Annotated in this window: 21 protein-coding genes, 1 pseudogene and 1 riboswitch; of the genes and pseudogenes, 12 read left to right on the forward strand and 10 right to left on the reverse strand. The window is 60.5% G+C overall.

Annotated elements, in window-relative coordinates; translation table 11 throughout:
- Positions 1–9: 9 nt before the first annotated feature.
- A complete protein-coding gene (locus J2Z75_RS05045) occupies positions 10–1,776 on the reverse strand; it encodes a putative bifunctional diguanylate cyclase/phosphodiesterase (RefSeq protein WP_209848498.1) in 1,767 nt (588 codons plus the stop codon).
- Between the two features lie 266 nt (positions 1,777–2,042).
- A riboswitch (cobalamin riboswitch) is annotated at positions 2,043–2,312 on the forward strand.
- 47 nt (positions 2,313–2,359) lie between these two features.
- Between J2Z75_RS05045 and J2Z75_RS05050 the strand changes: the two genes are divergently transcribed.
- On the forward strand, positions 2,360–2,536 hold the full coding sequence (locus J2Z75_RS05050; protein ID WP_209848500.1) for a CbtB domain-containing protein: 177 nt from the start codon (positions 2,360–2,362) through the stop codon (positions 2,534–2,536).
- A 194-nt stretch (positions 2,537–2,730) separates the two neighbouring features.
- Positions 2,731–3,504, forward strand: a complete 774-nt coding sequence (locus J2Z75_RS05055; protein ID WP_209848502.1) for a CbtA family protein — start codon at positions 2,731–2,733, stop codon at positions 3,502–3,504.
- Between the two features lie 45 nt (positions 3,505–3,549).
- Here the strand turns inward: J2Z75_RS05055 and J2Z75_RS05060 are convergent, their stop codons facing one another.
- Positions 3,550–4,407, reverse strand: a complete 858-nt coding sequence (locus tag J2Z75_RS05060) for a (2Fe-2S)-binding protein (protein ID WP_234937121.1) — start codon at positions 4,405–4,407, stop codon at positions 3,550–3,552.
- Positions 4,408–4,443: 36 nt separating this feature from the next.
- Positions 4,444–5,733, reverse strand: coding sequence for a glucoamylase family protein (locus J2Z75_RS05065; RefSeq protein WP_209848504.1), 1,290 nt, complete (start codon positions 5,731–5,733; stop codon positions 4,444–4,446).
- Positions 5,734–5,893: 160 nt separating this feature from the next.
- Here J2Z75_RS05065 and J2Z75_RS05070 point away from each other — a divergent pair, with 160 nt between their 5' ends.
- Complete coding sequence (locus J2Z75_RS05070; protein WP_209848506.1) at positions 5,894–6,691, forward strand: DUF1194 domain-containing protein; 798 nt, start codon at positions 5,894–5,896, stop codon at positions 6,689–6,691.
- A 100-nt stretch (positions 6,692–6,791) separates the two neighbouring features.
- On the opposite strand, the gene J2Z75_RS05075 is transcribed toward J2Z75_RS05070, so the two are convergent.
- Positions 6,792–8,204, reverse strand: coding sequence for a flavin monoamine oxidase family protein (locus J2Z75_RS05075; protein WP_234937122.1), 1,413 nt, complete (start codon positions 8,202–8,204; stop codon positions 6,792–6,794).
- A gap of 121 nt (positions 8,205–8,325) precedes the next feature.
- On the opposite strand from J2Z75_RS05075, the gene J2Z75_RS05080 reads away from it, so the two are divergent.
- Positions 8,326–8,577 (forward strand): hypothetical protein, encoded by a 252-nt coding sequence (locus J2Z75_RS05080; protein WP_209848508.1) that lies wholly within the window; start codon positions 8,326–8,328, stop codon positions 8,575–8,577.
- A 22-nt stretch (positions 8,578–8,599) separates the two neighbouring features.
- Here J2Z75_RS05080 and J2Z75_RS05085 read toward each other — a convergent pair whose 3' ends face one another.
- The 5 genes and pseudogenes from J2Z75_RS05085 to J2Z75_RS05105 form a co-directional block, all read right to left on the reverse strand.
- Positions 8,600–9,337, reverse strand: a complete 738-nt coding sequence (locus J2Z75_RS05085; protein WP_209848510.1) for an aspartate/glutamate racemase family protein — start codon at positions 9,335–9,337, stop codon at positions 8,600–8,602.
- A 6-nt stretch (positions 9,338–9,343) separates the two neighbouring features.
- A complete protein-coding gene (locus tag J2Z75_RS05090) occupies positions 9,344–10,165 on the reverse strand; it encodes an ABC transporter permease (RefSeq protein ID WP_209848513.1) in 822 nt (273 codons plus the stop codon).
- A 1-nt stretch (position 10,166) separates the two neighbouring features.
- A pseudogene (locus J2Z75_RS05095) lies at positions 10,167–10,997 on the reverse strand (ABC transporter permease); the annotation flags it as partial.
- A 260-nt stretch (positions 10,998–11,257) separates the two neighbouring features.
- A complete protein-coding gene (locus J2Z75_RS05100) occupies positions 11,258–12,547 on the reverse strand; it encodes an ABC transporter substrate-binding protein (protein WP_209848517.1) in 1,290 nt (429 codons plus the stop codon).
- 33 nt (positions 12,548–12,580) lie between these two features.
- The gene (locus J2Z75_RS05105) at positions 12,581–13,669 is read right to left on the reverse strand and encodes an ABC transporter ATP-binding protein (RefSeq protein WP_209848521.1); all 1,089 of its coding nucleotides are present in this window, start codon (positions 13,667–13,669) and stop codon (positions 12,581–12,583) included.
- 268 nt (positions 13,670–13,937) lie between these two features.
- On the opposite strand from J2Z75_RS05105, the gene J2Z75_RS05110 reads away from it, so the two are divergent.
- Complete coding sequence (locus J2Z75_RS05110; protein WP_209848524.1) at positions 13,938–14,642, forward strand: GntR family transcriptional regulator; 705 nt, start codon at positions 13,938–13,940, stop codon at positions 14,640–14,642.
- Positions 14,643–14,652: 10 nt separating this feature from the next.
- On the opposite strand, the gene J2Z75_RS05115 is transcribed toward J2Z75_RS05110, so the two are convergent.
- Positions 14,653–14,889, reverse strand: coding sequence for a hypothetical protein (locus tag J2Z75_RS05115; RefSeq protein ID WP_209848527.1), 237 nt, complete (start codon positions 14,887–14,889; stop codon positions 14,653–14,655).
- A 198-nt stretch (positions 14,890–15,087) separates the two neighbouring features.
- Between J2Z75_RS05115 and J2Z75_RS05120 the strand changes: the two genes are divergently transcribed.
- The 7 genes from J2Z75_RS05120 (at position 15,088) to J2Z75_RS29600 (ending at position 21,662) form a co-directional block, all read left to right on the forward strand.
- Complete coding sequence (locus tag J2Z75_RS05120) at positions 15,088–15,336, forward strand: DUF982 domain-containing protein (protein WP_209848530.1); 249 nt, start codon at positions 15,088–15,090, stop codon at positions 15,334–15,336.
- A gap of 275 nt (positions 15,337–15,611) precedes the next feature.
- Positions 15,612–16,745 carry an aminomethyltransferase family protein gene (locus J2Z75_RS05125; RefSeq protein ID WP_209848534.1) on the forward strand — a complete coding sequence of 378 codons (1,134 nt, stop codon included), beginning with the start codon at positions 15,612–15,614 and terminating at the stop codon, positions 16,743–16,745.
- Between the two features lie 4 nt (positions 16,746–16,749).
- On the forward strand, positions 16,750–17,355 hold the full coding sequence (locus J2Z75_RS05130; RefSeq protein ID WP_209848537.1) for a dimethylamine monooxygenase subunit DmmA family protein: 606 nt from the start codon (positions 16,750–16,752) through the stop codon (positions 17,353–17,355).
- Positions 17,352–18,317 carry a PDR/VanB family oxidoreductase gene (locus J2Z75_RS05135; RefSeq protein ID WP_209848540.1) on the forward strand — a complete coding sequence of 322 codons (966 nt, stop codon included), beginning with the start codon at positions 17,352–17,354 and terminating at the stop codon, positions 18,315–18,317. The genes J2Z75_RS05130 and J2Z75_RS05135 overlap by 4 nt, the downstream gene beginning before the upstream one ends.
- An 18-nt stretch (positions 18,318–18,335) precedes the next feature.
- Positions 18,336–19,376 carry a heme-dependent oxidative N-demethylase family protein gene (locus tag J2Z75_RS05140; RefSeq protein ID WP_209848543.1) on the forward strand — a complete coding sequence of 347 codons (1,041 nt, stop codon included), beginning with the start codon at positions 18,336–18,338 and terminating at the stop codon, positions 19,374–19,376.
- A 219-nt stretch (positions 19,377–19,595) separates the two neighbouring features.
- Positions 19,596–20,933: an NAD(P)-binding domain-containing protein gene (locus J2Z75_RS05145; RefSeq protein WP_209848546.1), complete on the forward strand. Its 1,338-nt coding sequence runs from the start codon at positions 19,596–19,598 to the stop codon at positions 20,931–20,933.
- A gap of 129 nt (positions 20,934–21,062) precedes the next feature.
- Positions 21,063–21,662 (forward strand): methyl-accepting chemotaxis protein, encoded by a 600-nt coding sequence (locus J2Z75_RS29600; RefSeq protein WP_209848549.1) that lies wholly within the window; start codon positions 21,063–21,065, stop codon positions 21,660–21,662.
- The last annotated feature ends 10 nt before the right edge of the window (positions 21,663–21,672 follow it).

Here is a 21,672-nt window from a genome sequence, read left to right on the forward strand (position 1 = left end):
GTGCCGCCCTCAATGCTCCCCGACCAACTCCAGGTCCTGCTTTTCCATCAGCCGCGCCAGCATGTCGTCGGCGGAAACCGGATAGGCGATCGCATAACCCTGCAAAATATCGCAGCCAAGGCGAGTCAGGAGTTTTGCATGCTCCAGCGTCTCGACGCCTTCGGCAATCACCTCGATGTCGAGCGCCTTGGCGATATCGACGATCGAGCGTAGCAGGCGCTTCTGTTCGCGCGACGTCGTGATCGGCAGCACCAGTTGCCTGTCGATCTTCATCCGCCGCGGCTTCAGCTTCATCAGCCCGATGATCGAAGCGTGACCGGAGCCGAAATCGTCGATCTCGATGTCGATCCCCATCGCTTTCAGCCCGGCAACATTGGACAGCACGCCATCCTCGCTGTCATCGAGAAAGATGGTTTCCAGCAATTCGAATGAGAGCGTATCCGGCTCGATATCCAACTGCTGGAGTTCATCGATCAGGAGCGGATCGGACAGCCGGGCCGCCGATACGTTCACCGCGATCCGCGGAACATGCGCACCCCGCTGCATCCAGCCTCGCCGATCTTTCAGCGCGGCCTTCAGGATTGCAGCATCGAGGTCATCCAGCATGCCGAGATTTCCGGCGATCTCGATGAATTCAGCCGGCAGCAGCAATCCCCGTTTCGGATGGCGCCAGCGCGCCAGAACTTCCATGCCGACGATCCGGCGGGTCCGCGCGTCGACCTGTGCCTGATAGTAGGGAATGAATTCGCCCTTCTCCAGGCCGCGCGCAAGCTGCTTTCCAACGCGCCTCTCATTGTTGAGCTGCGCTTTCATCTGCGCCGAAAACACCTCCACCCTGCCGCGGCCGAGTTTTTTGGCGCGGTGCAGGGCAATATCGGACTCCGCCAGAAGGTTTGCGACATTTCGGCCGCTGGCGGCGGCAAGTCCGATCGACGCACCGATGCGCAGGACTTCGTCATTGTGCCAGACGGATTGTTTCAATTGCTGCGCCAGCCGTTCGGCGCGCGTTTTCATATCCTCCAGCGAGGAAAAGTCTGCGATCAGCACGGCGAACTCATCGCCGCTGACGCGGGCAATGAAGGAGTTCCTCGGCACAGCCGCTGCAATCCGCTTGGCGGACGACTTCAACACGTCATCGCCAACCGCATGGCCGGCCGCGTCGTTGACCTGCTTGAACCGATCGAGGCCGATATGAAGGATCGCCAGTTTTTCGAGGCCGGCATGTTCGGCAAGCTCCGCCAAATGCCGGTCGAAGAAGCGGCGATTGGGGAGTCCGGTCAGATAGTCGTGTTCGGCGGCATACTCGATCCGCCGCGTACTCGCTTCAAGGGCAACCGCCCGTGCCTCCGCGATCGCTTTCTGTCGCTGCAGTTCGCGATTGAGCAACACATCTGCCGTCACGTCCCATTCAGCACCGATGAACGTCAGATTGCCGTCTTCCTCGAAACAATCGGCGCGCGAGCGCAAATAGCGGATTTCGCCCCCCGGCAAAACGATCCGGTATTCGGAGGAATAGGCACCCTTGCGCGCAATGGCCTCATCGAAATCAGCCAGGGCCTGATCGAGATCATCGGGATGGATCGCGTTCATCCAGACTTTCGCCGCGACGCGCTTTTGCTTTCTGCCGGTGCCGTAGAGACGGTGCATCTGCAAATCCCAGATGACCTCTTCGCTTTGTGTGTCGTGTTCCCACACGCCAATCCGGGACGCGTCAAGCGCAAGACCCAGACGACGAAGAATATTCTGGAATTCCTGTTCGGACCTCGCCGCCTTCATTGTTTTCTCTGCGAATGATTCTTAGCGCGTCAGCGTGTGCGTTATTCTGCACAAAGGTTCCTAAAGAACTATTGTTTCGTCGAGCGCGAAATGTATTCGGCAATACAAGCAACCATTCAGTGTTATTTCAAGACAAATAGTTGCACCCGGCGCGATTTATACGCGCATTCCGGAAGCGGGGTTGCCAGCAAACGTCGGAAAACAGCGGCGGCAATGCGGCATGGCACGTCGCAGCCCCGAATTGACATGACCGGAGCGACGGCATAATCATCGTTGGATCAATTGGTTCCCTGGGAGCGAGGCGCTTTCGGGGAGTAAATGGGAACGTGACGGATGGACCCATTCTGGGCATCTCAATCACGGCCGACCCCGCGACTGTAGAGCGGTCAGAGTTTTGTTATACCGGTATGTTCAGCCGGTAAAAGCCACTGCGGCGGCGGGCTTCGGCTTGTGCCTTGGGAAGGTGAGACAAGCTCCTTGGTGCGAAAGCACCTGACGCCGCGAGCCAGGAAACCTGCCGGTTGATGAAGGGCATGGTGCCCAATTGGTGGGAGAAATCCCACGCGCCATCACGGAGGTTGTCATGGCTACGACTACAGTTTCGAGCGTCCCGCTTTCCATCAACGACCGCATCACCGCCGGTATTCTCGCCCTTCTGATCGGCGGTTTCCTGGTTTTCGGCGCCGGTCTTGCCAATTCAGCAGTGCTGCACGACACCGCGCACGACGTTCGCCATTCCTACGGCTTCCCCTGCCATTGATGCGGCAATGTGGAAAGCCTCGCGCTTTTCACGGCCTATCAGCAAACAGGATCGCGCGTTTCCATGGGAAGCCGCGCGGAGGTAAGTTGCGCCCATGCCTCGGCATCGGGCGGCGTTTACCGTGGGGAATTGAAACACGACAAGCGTGCGAGCCCTGACAACAGACCGGCTCCGCTTGAACTGGGGGTATCAAAATGATTGTCAAAACACTTCTGGCCGCGCTGGTGGCTGGATTGATCGCCGGCGTCTTCATGACCGCCGCGCAGGAACTGCGCGTGGTTCCGCTGATCCTGCATGCCGAGGAATATGAAGGCAAGGAACCCGGGGCCGAGCCGCCGGCTGGCGCCACAGAAGGCCAACAACAGCACTCATCGCTCCAAGGATCCTCGTTGATCGGCGAGATTCTGTCGGCAATCTCACCGATTACGCCAGCCTACGCCCACGAAGGCGAGCACGAAGAAGGCGGCATCATGTTCGGAATGAGCCGGTTTTCCGGCACGCTGCTTGCCAATCTCGTGGCAGGCGCCGGTTTCGGCCTGCTTCTCGCCGGAGCGAGCCTTGTCTTCAACCACCCGATCACCCTGCGCAACGGTGCGCTCTGGGGGGCCTGCGGCTGGCTTGCCGTTCACCTTCTGCCCGCCATCGGCCTGCCGCCGGAACTGCCCGGCTTCCCTGCCGCCGATCTTCACGACCGGCAGATCTGGTGGATCGCAACGATTGTTCTCTCCGTCGCAGGCCTCTATCTGATCGTCCTGCGCGGTGAAATCGCCGCCAAGATCATCGGCCTCGTGCTGATCGCCGCGCCGCATGTCTATGGCGCGCCGCAGCCGTCCGACATTTCAAGCCCGGTTCCCGCCGTTCTCGGCGCGGAATTCGCGGTCGCGGCGCTGGCAACGACGCTGGCGTTCTGGATCGTGCTCGGCGTGATCTCTGGCTACCTGAACGACCGGTTTCTGAAACCGGCCTGAACCGGCATTTTTGCGGCACGGGCATATCCCGGGCCGCAACCGATATCAGAGGCCGCCGGTGCGCTCGATATGGGCGCGCAGGCGGCCTTTTTGCGTATCCGGATCCAGCAGAACGCAGACATCGCAGAAGTCTCCGCCCTCCGTCCGGTAGTAAAGACAGCAGCCGCTTCTGAGGCGAAAGATGCGCTCGACCGGAGCGCCCTTGCAAACGGCATCAACCCGCTCATAGCGCAATGCGCTGGACGACAGCGGCGAGCCGTCCTTCTTGACGATCGCGAGTGCGGCGGCCATCGCCCGCTCCTCCTCGCCCAAGGCCATGCCGATCTCCAGAAAGGCCCCGGCAAGGCCGTCGGCGGCCAGCCGCCATTGCGCGACGGGCGAAAGGCCCGTGCGGGCTTGCAGCGTTTCGATCACGGGTGTGAAACTTTCAACGAGGAGATCGTGAAAGAGCAATGCGCCGTTGTTGCTGTGAAAACATCGACTGAGGCGGAAATGAAAGCGGCGGGCATCTGCTGGAGGAGCTTTGCCGGATCGGTGTGCTTCATTCCCTTCGCAAGGCTCGAACCGCATTGCCAGACTGTCCGGACCGAGATCGGCAACGAGGCCCGTCCTCAGATAGATAGCCCCGGCGGCAATGCCGAGATGGTGGCTATAGAAGGAAATGAGGTGTGCGCCCTTCGTGCGGTCGTCCATTCCGGTGGCAAAGCGGGTCTGGTAGTCCAACAAACCGTCGATCACGCTGCCGCCCCGAGACCATGCGTCAGTGACGGACAGAAAATCAGCCGCTCCAGGGTCCAGCGACACAGCGACCTGCGGAAAACGCTCCGCCTGCCAGGCGATGGCATCTTCGGCTTGCTTGTGGTCGGAAACTGGCGAACTGCCGATGTCTAGGTTGTCGTCCAAAGGCTCCGCCCATCGTCTTTTGGCAGCTCGCCTATCTCATAGCCAACCGCCGGAAAAGCCTGCTCGCATCAGGCCACGCCGAATGACCGGCGATTCGCGCAGCACGTCCCAGAACAGGCCACTGCGATGGTTCTCGATCATCATCACCAGAAGTCCCTGGTCAAGGCCGACGCTGCGATTGTTGAGCCAGCCCTCCGGCGTCTTGCCGGGAACACTCGGGTTGAAGCTGCCGACAAAGCGTCCCTCGTCGATCACGCCTGGGTAACTCGAAAGAATGTGCCGCGTCGCCGACATGGCGGCGTTCGGCTCGAACGGCAGGCAGGCGAGCGGCGCCCATGGTGCAATCGTGCCGTCGTCCGGCCCCAACGGGGCGCCACGCGCGGCATAGCCGGAAAACAGCTGCCGCCGCCCATCGTGCAAACGGCGGGGCCGCTGCGGACCGTCACAGGATGTCAGCCCCCACATATCGGCGGCATAGCCGGCAAACCCCCCGGGATTGCTGACGGCATAGTCGCGCTGCACGGCGATGGCGCGGCAGGTGTTTTCAAAATAATCGGTATCGTACTCGGCAACGGCCGTATCGCGGATGTCGCGAAAATCGATCCAGGCGTGCGAAAACAGGTGGATGAACAGCGGGCCTGCATAGAGGAACGGCTTGTCCTTCACCATCATCCAGTCGAACTTGGCGGCAAAGGCGTCATAGCTCTCCTTGCCGATCGGATAGGATGGCGAGGCCAGCGCAAGCACGTAGAGGATGATCGCTTCGCTATAGGATTCCCAGCGATAGGGCAGAAACCCCGTCCGCGGTTTCCAGCCGAGCCACAGGGCCTCCTTGCCGTCAAGCGCCCAGGCCCAATTGGCCCGCGCATAAAGCATGGCGACGAAGCAACGTATCTCCGCCTCCACTTCGTTTTCCTGATTGAAGTAGGCGGCCGCCGTCAGCATGCCGGCGATCAGAAGCGCACTGTCGATCAGCGACAGTTCGCTGCGCCATGTACGCTTTCCCGTCTTCATGTCGAGGAAGTGGTAGTAGAGCCCTTTATATCCGGTCGCGTCCTTGTCGCGGTTCTGCGGGCTTTCGGCAAAAAAGCGCAGCGTTGCCCGCGTCCTTGCTGCCGCGTCCTGCCTGCTCATCCAGCCTCTCTCGACACCCACGGGATAGACGGAAAGCCCGAATCCCGTCGCCGCGATGCTCGAAGGCGCACCCGCAAGCGAGGTATCGGCAATCAATCCGTTGTCCGGATTGGCGAACTCAAGGAAATAGCTGAATGCCGCTCGCTGGATCCGGTCAAGCAGGACCGTGTCGGTGTCATTTTTCAGAAGCATTGCATCGAGTACTCCGGTCAACCGCAAGTTTCACCACATGGCCAGCACATCGGCAAATCACCGATTGTTGAACTCGCCGGCACCCGAAACCATCGCCTGACGAAAGACCTGTGCTACACTTTTTGCTTCTTACGACCGGCAGCAGTGATTGGATGACATGATGTTCACAACACTTGCGATGCTTTTAAGTCTCTCGAGCGCCGCCGCTGTGACTCCGGCGCCTGGCGCGGCGCAGGTCGATGTCGCGCTGGTGCTTGCCGTCGACATGTCGGGCTCGATGGACCTCGATGAAGCGCGGGTACAGCGCATGGGCTATGTCGAGGCCCTGCGCCATCCGGATTTCATCAACGCGGTGACGGCAGGCCTCAACGGCCGTATCGCCATCGCTTATTTCGAATGGGCGGGCAGCGTCAACGAAACCTCGGTGGTCGGCTGGCTGCTGATTGACGACGCACAGGATGCCGCCGCGCTGGCCGACCAGCTCGCCTCCAGGCCGGTCTATACCCGCCGGGGCACATCCATTTCCAACGCAATCTCCTTTGCCTCGAAACTCATCGCCACCAGCCCTTTCGATGCGATGCGCCGGGTGATCGACGTATCCGGCGACGGCCCCAACAATCTCGGTCCCCCGGTCGACCCTGCCCGCGACGCGGCAGTTACCAGCGGCATCGTCATCAATGGCCTTGCCATTCTCATCCGTCCCTCCGGCAGTGCCGGCTCGCTTGACCGCTACTATGCCGACTGCGTCATCGGCGGCCCCGGTTCGTTCGTCCTACCGGTCCATCAGCCGGAAGATTTTGCCGTCGCCATCCGCCAGAAGCTGGTCATGGAAGTCAGCCGCGGTGGCCCGGCCGAGCGGATCGTTCCGGTTCAGACCGCCCCGCCCACCGACTGCATGATCGGCGAGAAGCTGCGCCCCGGCTTTCTCGACCGGGTCTATCCGGAGCTGGAAAAATAGGCCTGCGGCGATGAGCGACGCGCCCGCGCCGACAAACCTTTCCCGGTCTTGAAGACGAACAATTTCGGCGTCGCGGACACCGCGTGCCGATCCGGCTGGCCTACGATCCGGGCGCGCTGGCGGCGTCTGCCGGCTGGTGCGACGCGGGTAGCGATGCCATCACCCGCGCGGCGGCTTCGCGACCGGCAACGATCGCGCCTTCGATATAGGCCGGGAATGACGAAGCCAGTTCCGATGCGGCAAAATGCACGGGCGGCGCACCGGCACGGATGATTGTTTCCGCGTCATAGGCCGAGATGCCGATGATGACGTCGCTATAGCCTCCGCCACTCCAGGCATCATCGACCCAGTCGCGCATCAAGAAATCCGTGTAAGCGTGAGCCTCTTTGCCAAACGCCGCAGCAAGCCGGCGGACGATTTCAGACTGAATGAATTCGGCACCTTTGCCGCTCCACTCAGCAGCCAGCGAACCTCCCGCAAACACCACCAGCGCCGCCGCCCGCTCGCTGCTGACGTCGCAGGCGAAAAGCCCGAGAACATCGCGCCACATGACCATGCCGCTCAATCCATGATCACGCCAGAAAGGCCGCTCGTACCGCACCAGCACCTTGATGACAGCACCGCTCTTCCAGACACCAAATGCATCGATCAGCGGAGCCGGCAGATCAGGTTCATGGGTTATCCGCGACGCCATCACCGGCGGCACGGCAACGATGACCTGCCGTGCCGTGAACACGCCGTCGTTGCCGGTGGTCACCACTACGACCCCGTTCGTTCGCGCAATATGCGTGACAGGGGTATCGAGCCGCAAGCGGGGGCCAAGCGTCACCGCCAGGACGTCTGCAACGGCATGCATCGTGCCTTCGACAGAATACTGCAGTTCATTGCCATTGCTGGTGGTGCGCCGGTCGGTATCGATCAGGTACCAGAGCGGCATTTCGTTGATCGGGCGGCACCAAAGCCCCTCGACCATCGCCTGATAGCCGGCCTTGGCAGCCGGAGCATCGCTCTGCCGGGCAAGCCAGGCTTCCGCCGTCAGGCCGGCGATATCCGGATTGCGCGGGTCGATCCTGTTTGCGCGCGCCCGGATACGGCCGGATTCCGCAAAACGGTAACCGGCCTCCGACAAGGCGGTATCCGGCTGAACGAGGAAGGCGCCCTCCATCGGCGTTTCCATCAAAGGAAAGCCAAACCGCCGCGTCAGCGCCATGACCTCCGGCATCTCCTCGCAGATGAACTGGCCGCCCATGTCGACCCGCACATCATCCGGAAAAGCCGCCGGCTCCACCCGTCCACCGACGCGATCCCGCGCTTCCAGCACGATGACCTCTAGTCCCGCGGAAACCAGCACATCCGCCGCCGAAAGTCCGGTAAAACCGGCTCCGACGACGATCACATCCGCATGATATTGGCTCGACGGCATTTCTGCCGCAGCACGGTTTGCTTCAGCGTCCTCGACTGACTTCATGTTCGCCATTACCTTCCTGCCCTTCAGGCCGCGAACCACGGTCATTGAGGGCTTTCGCCCGCTTTGTACGGCGCAGATGAGTGGAAAATGCCAGCGACTGTCAAGACCTTCCACATGGCTTTCCAGGCGCGAAGATCCCGCGACACAGGCGGCCGGCGGCCGTTGCATGCCAAAGGAAATCAGGATCGGCCAAGCCGTTGGTATCGAGAATGACAACGTCAACGATTGTAAAGTGATCGTTGAAGCACGGCGGAATCAAATTCTGAAACACGTCGGCGTCGGCCTTGAAATTAAAGCGATATTGCCGCCAACGACGGCTGGATGTCCGCCTCCTCAGTCGCCGCAGGATGCCGACGATCCGCGGGACGTAGTGAGGCTCCGGGAGTCGCCCGGGCGAATAGCCCAGCCAAACCTTTGACCGCTACCCCCTTGTGAGGAGATCAAACCGCGTCTGGAGCAAACGCCGCCATGCCCCCCGTATAGACCTTCGCCAGTGGTGTCGCATAAGACCCCCGTTTGCTGGTTGTCAGCCGCTGTGCGATCAACGCTTCGGCCTGTTTAACCGCCGCCGACACGCCGTCAACGACAGGAATTCCATATTCCTCTTGTAGTGCGTAGGCGAGATCGGCCATGCCGGCGCAGCCGAGCACGATCGCCTCGGCACCATCCTCGTCAAGCGCCAGTTCGATCTGGCGACGAAGCTTGCCGAGTGCGCCGGACGCCGGATCTTCCAGTTCCAGTACGGGGATATCGGCTGCACGAACTTTTGCTCGCCCACCAAAGCCATAATGGCGCGACAGGTTTTCAAGCAGGACACGCGAGCGCTCCAGCGTGGTCACCACGGTAAAGCGCTGGGCGAGAAAGCCGGCTGTCACCAGAGCAGATTCGCAGAGCCCGAGTACGGGAAAGCCAGCGAGCGCACGGGCTGCATCAAGCCCCGTGTCGTCGAAACAGGCGATCACCGCAGCCTGAGTACCCGCGGCTTCCGCTTTCCTGATCTCGGCAAGCAGGCCGGGCAAGGCGAGCGCCCCGTCATAATACCCCTCGATCGAGGCAGGCCCCATCAGCGACGTGGCCGCTATGATTTCGGTTCCTGCGGCGGCAACGGCGCGCGCGGCCTCTGCCGCCTTTTCCGTCATGGATTGGGTGGTGTTCGGATTGACGACGAGGATGCGCATGCGGGATCAGACCACTTTCGCCTGCCGGCGGCGCATCACCAGGATGATGGCCAGCGCAAGCAGGATGATGGAAAAGGAGAACAGGGTGGTAACGGTGCCGAGCGCATAAAGCACCGGCGTCGTCACGTTCGTCGTCATGCCGTAGATTTCGAGCGGCAGGGTGTTGTAGGTGCCCGATGTCATCAGCGTGCGGGCGAATTCGTCATAGGAGAGCGTGAAGCCGAACAGGCCGACGCCGATCAGGCTGGGGGCGATCATCGGCAGGACGACGTGGGCGAACGTCTGCCATGAGGTGGCACCAAGGTCGCGCGCCGCTTCCTCATAGGCGGGCGAAAACCGGTTGAAGACGGCGAACATGATCAGCACCCCGAACGGCAGCGTCCAGGTCAGATGCGCTCCGAAAGCCGAGGAATACCAGGCGGGCTTCAGGCCGAATTGCTGGAAGACGACGCCGATGCCGAGCGAGATGATGATCGATGGCACGACAAGGCTGGCGACCGTCAGGTAGAACAGCACCGTCGATCCCTTGAACTTGCGGCGGAAGGCGAGACCGGCCAGCAGCGACACGACAACATTGACGATCATCACCATCAGGCCAAGCGAGAAGGACCGCTTGAAGGACGCCCCGAAGTCGCCGACAGCCTGCTGTTCGAACAGGTTGAAGAACCAATGCACCGAAACGCCGTTGAGCGGGAAGGTCAAACCGCCATCCGGCCCCTGGAAGGAGAGGATGAAGACGGCCGACAGCGGCCCGTAGAGGAACAGCACGAAGAGCGTGAAGAAGGCGGCCAGAACGTAGAATTCGAGGGTGCGTTTCTCGTGGCTCATCTCAAAGTTCCTTGCGGATATCGACGACGCGCAGGATGGCAGCGACCATCAAAAGCACGACGATCAGCAGAACCACCGCATTGGCGGCGGCGGCCGGATATTGCAGCAGCGACATCTGGTTCTTCATCATCAGCGCCACCGATGCGCTCTGTCCGCCGGACATCACCTGAACCGTCGAGAAATCCGCCATGACCAGCGTCACCACGAAGATCGAACCGATGGCAATGCCGGGCTTGGCAAGCGGGATGATGACATTCCAGAGGATCTGCCAGCCATTGGCACCGGCATCACGCGCCGCCTCGATCAGCGAGCGGTCGATGCGCATCAGCGTGTTGAAGATCGGCGTCACCATGAACAGCGTATTCAGGTGCACCATGGCCAGCACGACGGCGAAATCGGAATAGAGCAGCCATTCGATCGGGCTCGGAATGATGCCCATCTCGATCAACGTCGTGTTGACGAGGCCGTTGCGGCCGAGAACCGGTATCCAGGAGATCATCCGGATGATGTTGGATGTCAGAAACGGCACGGTGCAGACGAGAAACAGAACCATCTGCATGGTCGTGGTGCGGATGTGGAACGCCAGGAAATAGGCGACCCAGAAGCCGATCAGCAGCGTCAGCCCCCAGACCAGCGCCGTGTATTTCAGCGTGTTGAGATAGGTCTTCCAGGTGACCCAGGAACCGAGTGTATCGGTATAGTTCATGGTGAGGAAATCGGGATAGAGACCGGCGAAGTCGTAGTCCCAGAAACTGACGACCGCGATCATCAGGATCGGCAGCAGGAAGAAGAAGCCGAGAATCAGCGCCAGCGGCACCGCCTGCAGATAGGAGGCGATGCGGGACGCAACCTTGCCGATGCGCGCGGTGATGGGCGGCTTGGGATAAGCCATGCCTTGCGTCTCGTCGTCGGTCATCGCTGGTGTCACGTCTGGTCTCCAGATCGGTCGAATAAGTTTCATTGTCAGAGAGCCCCTCATCCGCCCTTCGGGCACCTTCTTCCCGTTCTGACGGGGAGAAGGACCAAAGCGGCAACCTCCTTCGTCCCCTCTCCCCGCGGGCGGGGAGAGGGCTAGGGTGAGGGGCTGTTTCCTCAAGCAGCGATGAACTCGTTCCAGCGCTTGACCATGTAGCGGTCCTCGTCCATGACCGAGTTCCAGCAGGCGACCTTGCCCATGCGTTCCTCGAAGGAACCGCCGTCGCGCACAGCACCGGCCTTCTCCATGACCTTGCCTTCGGGGGACATGATGTCGCCCGTCGCGGCCTTGCCTTCGATCCAGTAGCCCCACTCGTCGGCCGACATGAATTCCTTGGCGGTATCCATGGCAGCGGAGTAGTAGCCTTGGCGGTTGAGGTAGCCGCCGACCCAGCCGGACGTGTACCAGTTGATGTATTCATAGGCCGCATCGAGCTGCGCGCCCTCGAGATGGGCAGCCAGACCCAGACCACCGCCCCACGAGCGATAGCCTTCCTTGAGCGGCTGATACTTGCAGGCGATGCCCTTCGAGCGGACGGCGGCGACGGCCGGCGACCACATCGACTGGATGACGACTTCGCCCGAAGCCATCAGGTTGACGGACTCGTCGAAGGATTTCCAGAAGGCGCGGAACTGGCCAGCCTGCTTCGCCTTGATCAGGAAGTCGATCGTTGCGTCGATCTCCTCCTTGGTCATGTTGCCCTTGTCGGCATACTTTATGTTGCCCATGGCTTCCATGATCATCGCGGCATCCATGATGCCGATTGACGGGATGTTGAGGATCGAGGTCTTGCCCTTGAACGCCGGGTCCATGATGTCGGCCCAGGTGGTGATTTCGCGGCCGACGAGATCGGGACGGATGCCGAGCGTGTCGGCGTTGTAGATGGTCGGAACCATGGTGAAGAACTGGGTCTCACCCTTGGCAAACGTCTTGTCGCCAACCTTTTCGACATAGCCGACCGTATGCGGCGCGGTACCCTGCGCAATGACGCTGTCCGGCGTCAGCTTGCCGGTCTTGAACAGCGGAACGATCTTGTCGTAATATTTCAGCTTCTTGATATCCATCGGCTGGATGACGCCGGCCGGGAAGACCTTCTTCAGGATCCAGTATTCGATATCCGCGATGTCGTAGCTATCCGGCTGGGTGACGGCGCGCTGGGCGGCGGCGTCGGAATCGGTCGCCGTCATCTCGAGCGTGATGCCGAGGTCGGCCTTGCACTTCTCGGCAATGGCGTTGATGTTCGAAACGCCGGTACCGAACTGGCGCAGCGTGATCGGGTTCTGCGCCCAGATCGTCGGAAAGCCGGTGATCAGGCCGGAGCCGACGATGGCGCCGGTCGCAGCCGCGCCGGTCTTCAGCAGGCCGCGCCGGGAAATTCCCTTTGGCGTTTTGGTTTCATTGGTCATGTCAGTTCCCTCTTTTTTGATGGTGATTAAGGATTAGGCGGCAATGCGGCCAAGCAGGACGGCGTCCTCAAGGCCCCAACTGAGCGACACCGCGTCGCCAACCGATACGGGTTTCTCAAAATAATCGGCGTCGGTGGCGATGACGGTGAAATCGTCGCTGCCGGCACCGATGACGGTGATCTTCACGGAGGCGCCGCGATACTCGACGTTGGAGACGACACCGTTGAAACCCAGCGTCTTGTCGGATGCGGCGGCAAGGCGAACGCGGTCCGTGCGCACGCCGATATCGATCGGGGCACCGGGCTCCTGATCGGGGCCTGCAACGGTAAACGTCTGCCCTTCGGGCACTTCCAGCGTCACCTTGCCGTCGCCGCTTTCGACAACGCGGCCAGTCAGCACGTTGTGATCGCCCATGAAGCGGGCGACGAAGGCGGTGGCCGGACGCTCGAACACTTCGCGCGGATGCGCCGCCTGCTCGATCCGCCCGTCATTCATGATGACGATGATGTCGGCCAGCGCCATCGCCTCTTCCTGGCTGTGGGTCACGTGGACGAAAGTGATGCCGAGGCTCTTCTGCAGCTTCTTCAGTTCCGCCCGCATGCGGATCTTCAGGAACGGATCGAGCGCCGACAGCGGCTCGTCGAGAAGCAGCGCTTCCGGATCGGTGATCAGCGCGCGGGCCAGAGCCACGCGCTGCTGCTGGCCACCGGAAAGCTGGGCCGGACGGCGGGTGGCATAGGGCTCCATCTGCATCAGCTTGAGCATCTCGAGCGCCTTGGCCCGACGCTCTTCCTTCTCCACGCCCTTCATCTTCAGACTGAAGGCGACATTGTCGATGAGATCGAGATGCGGAAACAGCGCATAGGACTGAAACATCATCGCCGTGCCGCGCTTGGCCGGCGGCAGATCGGTGACGACGATATTGCCGAGCCGGACGTCGCCCGACGAAATGCTTTCGTGACCGGCGATCATCCGGAGCGTCGAGGTCTTGCCGCAGCCGGACGGGCCGAGGAAGCAGCAATAGCTGCCGGAGGGTATTTTCAGGCTGATGGAATGGACGGCGGTGGTGCTGCCATAAACCTTGGAAACGGATACGATATCGATTTCAGCCGCTTTGGACATCATGTCTCCCCTGTGACGGGAACTACGATGCATCAAGCGTGCCAAACCGTGTGCGCCGCAATAAATAGCTGAAATTCATCAGTAAAATTCCGCGCGCCAGCCCTGCTCCAATTTTGGACAATTTAAGGGCTGCTTAAAATATAAGCGTTTGTCTGCAATGCAGCCAACAGATCGTATACAATTTAACCACGCAGATGGCGACAAATTCCGGTTAACTTAACCTGAAAAGAACGCTAGGATAAACGCCAGGAACCCGGAATGAGCCTTGATGAAAACCGCAGCACTTCCCGACGAAGACCCGATTGATGTCAGCACGCAATCCATACGCGATTCCATCCGCGATGCGATCGTCGACCGAAGGCTTGCGCCCGGCACGAAGCTCTCGGAGACGGATGTGGGCGCACTGTTCAACGTCAGCCGCACGCTGGTGCGTGGCGCCCTGCAGGCGCTCTCCTATGAAGGTCTTGTCAATGTCGAGAAGAACCGTGGCGCCTTCGTCGCCTATCCCTCACCGGAAGAAGCGCGCCAGATCTTCGCCACGCGGCGGATGATCGAGCCGGGCATCCTGCGGGAGGCGGCAAAACACATGGGCCCGTCGCATTTCCAGCATTTGCGGCAACTGCTGATGGAAGAAGGCCGGTTGATGGGCGAACGCGGCCAGACGGCCCGGCGCGCGGAGATCAAGGCATCGGGCGATTTTCATCTGATGCTCGCCTCGATGACCGGCAACGCCGTCATGCAGCGGTTCATGGACGAACTTGTCGCGCGCTCGTCGCTGGTCATCGCGCTCTATGGCCAGTCGGCAATATCCAGCTGCGGGCATCAGGAGCATCAGGACATCGTCACCGCGATCGAGCGCAAGGATCTCGATCATGCCTGCCATCTGATGGTGCACCACATCGATCATATCGAGGCCGACCTCGACATGCGCGAAAACAAGGGCAGCGACCTCAGGGAAGCCTTCAAGCTTTAGAGACGCCCGCTCAACCCCGGCTATCAGGCGGCGCGGCGCGCAACATCTGGACGCCGGCATAAACCGCGCAGATATAGAGCCCGACACCGAGCAGGAACCGTATGGGCGCAGCCTGAATGCTCATCGGCACGTCGGTATTATAGCCGAGCGAAGTCAGCCCGCCCATGTCGTTGGCGACAATGCCCGACAGCAGGTAAAACCCGCCAACGATGACAATAAACCAGCCGAACAGCTTGTTTTGCTTCATTTCCCCCTCCTTGTGCCTCTCCGGCAAAATGCAGGTTCTTTCGATTGCATTCGTTCGGAAACCGCATCCCTTCCATAATGACGCGGCGTTGGCGCCCATTATTCAGAATATCGTTTTACAAGCAGATTCCGAAATGAATTCGGTGCTGGAACCATCCGACGAACCGCGCGTTGCGGTGCTGCGATTTCTTGAAGCAGCATGAGGACGACGTTGAGTTACAAACGCTTTCCAACCCCCATCAGAGTGATCATCAAGCAGGGCCGGGAAAACATCATCGCCACCGCATGGGACGCTGTCGAATTTCTTCGTCGCTGGCCCGGCAAGCGCGGTATCGCCTATCGCCGCGCCCTGCAGCACTGCCTTGATGCGCTCGACGGTATCCTTAGCCCGAAGAGGGCCTGGGCTTCGTTCACCGCAGCCGCGAAAGAGGAAGGCTTCCTCGCCTGATTCCCGCCCATTCTTTCGACCCGATGCCCGGACACTCGCTCCGGGCATTTTTATTTTCCGGGCACGTCAAACGGTTTGTTGCTTGAAAAGACCGCCCGCACGGCGTTGAATTGCCTGAACGTAGCGTGTTCCCCCGGAAAAATGCCACCGGGTCCGCTGCTCGCTGCACCGTAATTTCCCATGAGAAATCCAATCGCCGGGCTTGCCGTTCGAAAAAACGCGAATATACTCAGGAATAATTATTTCCACAGAGTGAAATATCAAGGGAACAAATCATGGCACTCAGCTGGCGTTTTTCGGCCCTCGCGGACCGTCACCGGGCACTCGGCTCCAACCTCGAAGACTGGAGCGGCATGGGAACCGCCTGGACCTATGACAAGGACATCTACGAGGAACACATCGCCGTGCGCACCAAGGCCGGCATCATGGATGTGTCCGGCCTGAAGAAGGTCCATCTCGTCGGCCCGCATGCGATCGCCGTCCTCGAATACATCACCACCCGCGACATGACGAAGGTCTATCCCGGCAAGTCGGTCTATGCCTGCATGCTCAACGACCGCGGCCATTTCACCGACGACTGCATCGTCTACCGCACCGGTCCGAATTCCTGGATGCTGGTGCACGGCTCTGGTTCCGGTTTCGAGGAAATCGTCAAGCAGGCACAGGGCCGCAATTGCGCCGTGCTGTTCGACGACGACTTGCACGATCTCTCGCTGCAGGGTCCGCTTGCCGTCGACTATCTCGAAAAATACGTGCCGGGCATCCGCGATCTCAAATATTTCCACCACATGCAGACGACTTTGTTCGGCGCACCGGTGATGATCTCGCGCACCGGCTATACCGGCGAACGCGGCTACGAAATCTTCGTGCGCGGCCAGGATGCCGGCATGGTCTGGGATCGGATCGTCGACGAAGGCAAGGACATGGGCATCATCCCTGTCTGCTTCAGCGTTCTCGACATGTTGCGCGTCGAAAGCTACTTGCTGTTCTACCCCTACGACAATTCGCAGATGTATCCCTTCGCCAACGAGCAGCCCGGCGACAGCCTGTGGGAACTCGGCCTCGATTTCACCGTCAGCCCCGGCAAGACAGGCTTCCGCGGTGCCGAGGAACATGCCCGCCTCAAGGGCAAGGAGCGCTTCAAGATCTTCGGCCTGCTGGTCGAGGCCGATGGTCCGACCGATCTCGGCGACGAGGTCTGGGCCGGCGACAAGAAGGTGGGCGTCATCACCTGCCCGTCCTATTCCAAGCTCACCAACCGCTCCATGGCGATCATGCGCGTCGAGGTGCCCTACGCGGTTCAGGGCGCGAAGCTCGAAGTGAAGGGCAAGACCGTCAACGCGCCGGCGATCGCCCACACGATCACCTTCGACGATCCGAAGAAGACGAAGCGGACGGCGCAGGGCTGACGGCATGCTCGTTCAAGGGATCAAAAGCAGGCCGGAATATAAGGGGCTCGACATCGATCCCCACGCCAAAAGACATCTCTTCGTCCTCGAGGGCGAAGGGGCCGCAGCCTTGACCGATCAGGTCGAGGCCAGGGGAAAGGATTTCCTCGCGAAATCGGAAATCCTTTATCTGGCAGCAGGTGCCGCGCCCAAGGCCTACGACGTAGCGCTTGCGGCGCTTTCGCCGGACGTCTTCTGGCAGGCGCCGACACTTCAGCCCATGCTGTTTCGCCTGCGCGCCTGTCTCGATCAGGCCCGCATGGGAACGCGGCTCTATATCGCCGGCACCGAAGGCTTCATCGGTCAGATCATGCAGGTGGCGCTCGAATTCGGCATCGATTTCAACTCGATCCACACCGAGCATCGTGGCTCGACCGCGCGGCGCGTACAATGCGTGCACTGCAAGGGCATTACCGACAACGTGACGACGAGCCCGTTTGCCTGTTCCCACTGCGGCCTGTCGCTCTTGGTGCGCGATCACTATTCACGTAGGCTCGGCGCCTTCCAGGGCGTCAATATCGATGCCGAGGAACCGGGCACCGCCCCTCAACCGGAGGAAATGTTCCCGTGAGCCTCAATACCGACATGCCCGTGCGGGTCGCTGATGTGACTGAGGTGACCGACCTCGTCAAGCGCTTCCGCTTCGAGCGGATCGACGGCCATCCGATGCCGTTCTTCTCCGGCGGCGCCCATGTCGTCGTCTCGATGAACGACAATGGCCTCTTGCGCCGCAATCCATATTCGCTGATGTCCAATCCCGATGACAACAGCGGTTACGAAATCAGCGTACTCAGGGTTCCCAATTCACGCGGCGGCTCCGTGTTCATGCATGAGCAGGTCCGCCCCGGCGACCAGCTGACCGTCAGCCAGCCGGTCAATCTGTTTGCGCCGGATCATCGCGGCCGCAAGCATATCCTGATTGCCGGCGGTATCGGCATCACCCCGTTCATCGCCATGATGGAACAGTTCAGCCGCGACAACGTCGCCTTCGAACTGCACTACGCCATCCGCTCCCGTTCGCACGGCGCCTACTGGCAGCAACTGCTCGACCGCTACGGCCCGCGCCGGATAAAGGTCTATGTCGATGAGGAAAAAACCACCATCCCCGTCGCCGAGATCACTGACAACCAGCCGCTCGGCACGCATCTGTATGTTTGCGGCCCGGCCGGCATGATCGACGGCGTGCTGATGACGGCGCTCAAAGCCGGATGGCCGAAGGAAAACCTGCACTCGGAACGCTTCCTTGCGCCGCCCGCCGGGCTGCCGTTCCAGGTCTTCCTCAAAAAATCCAACATCCACATGACCGTCGGCGAACACCAGAGCATTCTGGAAGCCGCCGAAGCCCATGGTTGCGACGCCCCCTACATGTGCCGCGGCGGCGCCTGCGGCCAGTGCGAGACCGAGGTCTCCTCCTGCGACGGGACGCTGGAGCACAACGACATCTACCTGTCGGACGAGGAAAAGACGTCCGGCAGGAAGGTCATGATCTGCGTCTCGCGTTTCAAAGGCCAGCAACTCGTTCTTCAACTCTAGCTTAAGGGGACCGGACAGATGACCATCACGTTCAGGAGCGAAACGTTCCGCGACGACTTCACCTTCCGCAACAGCCTCTACAACATCAGGCGCTTTCCCTTCCCATTTGATCGCGACGAGTACATGTATTCGGTCAACATGGAGCCACATGTCCGGGGGAAAAAGGACAGCGTTTTCGAAAACCTGATTGACGTCGACGAACACTATGTCGCCGAGATGCAGGACCGGGCGCTGGTGCTGAAGGAAGATCCGCTGCGCTGCCAGGCCCTGCCGCACATGATGGCGGCGCAATGGGACACGCTGGAACTGCTGATGGAACATCAGGCGCAGGATTATCCCGAGCATTTCACGGTCACAAAGAACGGCGACCGCTGGCGCTGGATCAACCGGCCGATGGGCATCGACGACACCTTCACCTTCGGCGACCCCGCCACCCTGCCCTACCAGCCGATGGAATACATCACCCGCCAGGCCCAGGGCGATTTCTGCATCGTCGACCAGCGCGACAACAATCTCTGGATGGATGCCGGCATGGTCACCACCCAGGCCGACTGGTCGCTCGATTTCGACATCGGCATGAACTTCATGGAATGGCACGGCCCCGTACCGCTCGCCCATCAGATCGGAGTGTTCGACCGCGCGCTGAAATTCCTGCTCAACCTGCAGCAGGGCAAGCCGACCCGCCGGCTGAACTGGACGATGACCGTCAACCCGCGCCTCGATACCTCGCCGGAAAACTACCACAAATGGGGGCCGGATCGCCTGACCGTGACGCCGGAGAATGTCGGTGAAAAGATGCATCTGCGCGTCGAATTGCAGAGCCTCTGGCGCCTGCCGCGCTCCAACGCCATCCTTTTCGTCATCCGCTGCTACCTGATCAGCCTTGAGGAACTGGTGACCGTCCCCAAATGGGGCCGCCGCCTGCCACGCGTGCTGCAAAGCCTGCCGCCGGAGATCATCGACTACAAGGGCCTGACCCGCAACCGGCCGATCATGATCGACTGGCTGGCGAAGTACGATGATGGGGCGCCGACGAGTGCTGGCATTTTTCCGGACTGAGACATGGCGAGGGCAATCCTCCCACTCCGTCATTCCTGTGCTTGTCACAGGAATCCAGCCACGCGACGTCCGTCGCGTGAAAAGAATTCTCTAGCGGCGCAGACGCGCCGCTGCTGGATCCCCACCACCAGGGCGAGGATGACGGAGAGAAAAACGGCCATATGAACATCAAGACAAGGGCGACAAAAACACGCCTGGAAACAAAGGGAACTGACAGACATGACCAGAGTAGCCGTGATCGGCGCGGGGCCCTCGGGCCTGGCCCAACTGAGAGCCTTCCAGTCCGCTGCCCAGAAGGGCGCCGACATCCCCGAAGTGGTCTGCTTCGAAAAGCAGGCCGACTGGGGTGGCCTGTGGAACTATACCTGGCGCACAGGCCTCGACGAATACGGTGAACCCGTGCACGGCAGCATGTACCGTTATCTCTGGTCGAACGGCCCCAAGGAATGCCTGGAATTTGCCGACTATTCCTTCGAGGAACATTTCGGCAAGCCGATCGGCTCCTATCCGCCCCGCGCCGTGCTCTGGGACTACATCAAGGGCCGCGTCGAAAAGGCAGACGTCCGCAAATGGGTGCGCTTCTCGACGCCGGTGCGCATGGTCCGCTTCGATGAGGAATCGAAAACCTTCACCGTGACGGCGCACGACCGGGTCAACGACGTCATGTATGACGAGATCTTCGACTATGTCGTCGTCGCCTCCGGCCACTTCTCCACCCCCAACGTCCCCTATTTCGAAGGCGTCAAGACTTTTGGCGGCCGCGTGCTGCACGCCCATGATTTCCGCGATGCGCTGGAGTTCAAGGACAAGGATGTGCTGATCGTCGGCCGCAGCTATTCGGCCGAGGACATCGGCTCGCAATGCTGGAAATACGGCGCGAAATCCGTGACGACCAGCTACCGTTCCAAGCCGATGGGCTTCAAATGGCCGGAACGCTTCGAGGAGCGGCCGCTGCTGCAGAAACTCGTCAACAAGACCGCCCATTTCGCCGACGGAACCACCAAGGAAGTCGATGCGCTAATCCTGTGCACCGGTTACCTCCACCACTTCCCGTTCCTGCCTGACGATCTCCGTCTGAAGACCGCCAACCGTCTCTGGTCCGACAGCCTCTACAAGGGTGTCGTCTACGAGGACAATCCGCAACTGATGTATATCGGCATGCAGGACCAGTTCTACACCTTCAACATGTTCGACGCCCAGGCCTGGTTTGCCCGCGACGTGATCATGGACCGGATCAAGCTGCCCTCGAAGGATGGGATGAAAGCCCATTTCGACAAGTGGCGCGCCCGTGAGGAAACGCTCGAGGATGCCGAGCAGATGATCTGGTTCCAGGGCGACTACGTCATCGAACTGCTTGAGGACACCGACTATCCGAAGTTTGATGTCGAAGGCACCAACCAGACCTTCATGGAATGGGAACACCATAAGGCCGAAAACATCATGGGCTTCCGCGACAACGCCTACAAATCGCTGATGACCGGCAACATGGCGCCCAAGCACCATACGCCGTGGCTGGAGGCGATGGATGACACGCTGGAAGTCTACCTGAAGAACTGATCGCGTTTTCGGCATGACAAAGCCGAAGGCCAATCAACGGCCTTCGGCGCAACGATCTAAAATAACGGAATATTATCCAAGACAATCAATACTCTTCCCATCCGCCCTCCAGCCATTCCCGGATTTGCCATGGATTTTCTGAGCAGCGTTCTCGGTCGCATGAATGGTTTTCTTTATCGCTGCCGGGCGGACGAGCATTACACGATGCTCGACATGACCGATGGCATCCAGCGAATCTTCGGCTATCCCACCGACGAGATCGTCGGCAATCGCGTCCGCACCTTCACCTCGATCATGTGCGAGGACGACGTGCCGATGATGGACGAAGTGGTCGGCAAGGCGCTGGAAGGCCGGACCGACTGGACGCTCGAATACCGCATCCGCCACAACAAGGGCCACTATCTCTGGGTCACGGAAACCGGCGGCGGCGTCTGGGATGAGAAAGGCGAACTGCTTTATCTCGAGGGCAGCATCGTCAACATCGAATCGCTCTACCAGCGTATCGACGAGCAAACCGCCGACATGCGCGCCACAGCCTCGCGCACCGCCGAAATCCTGCATTCGCTGCGCTACCTGAAACTGCTTGCCGTCAACGCCGGTATCGAAGCGGCGCGCGCAGGAACCGCCGGTGCCGGCTTCGCTGTCCTCGCCTCGGAAATGCGAACGCTTGCCAACGATTCCGAAGCCGTCGCCCGGCAGATCGCCAACGCACAGCGCAAGTCGGGCTGAATTATTTGCG

This window comes from Rhizobium herbae, assembly GCF_017873135.1.
GTDB classification, from domain to species: Bacteria; Pseudomonadota; Alphaproteobacteria; order Rhizobiales; family Rhizobiaceae; genus Pararhizobium; species Pararhizobium herbae.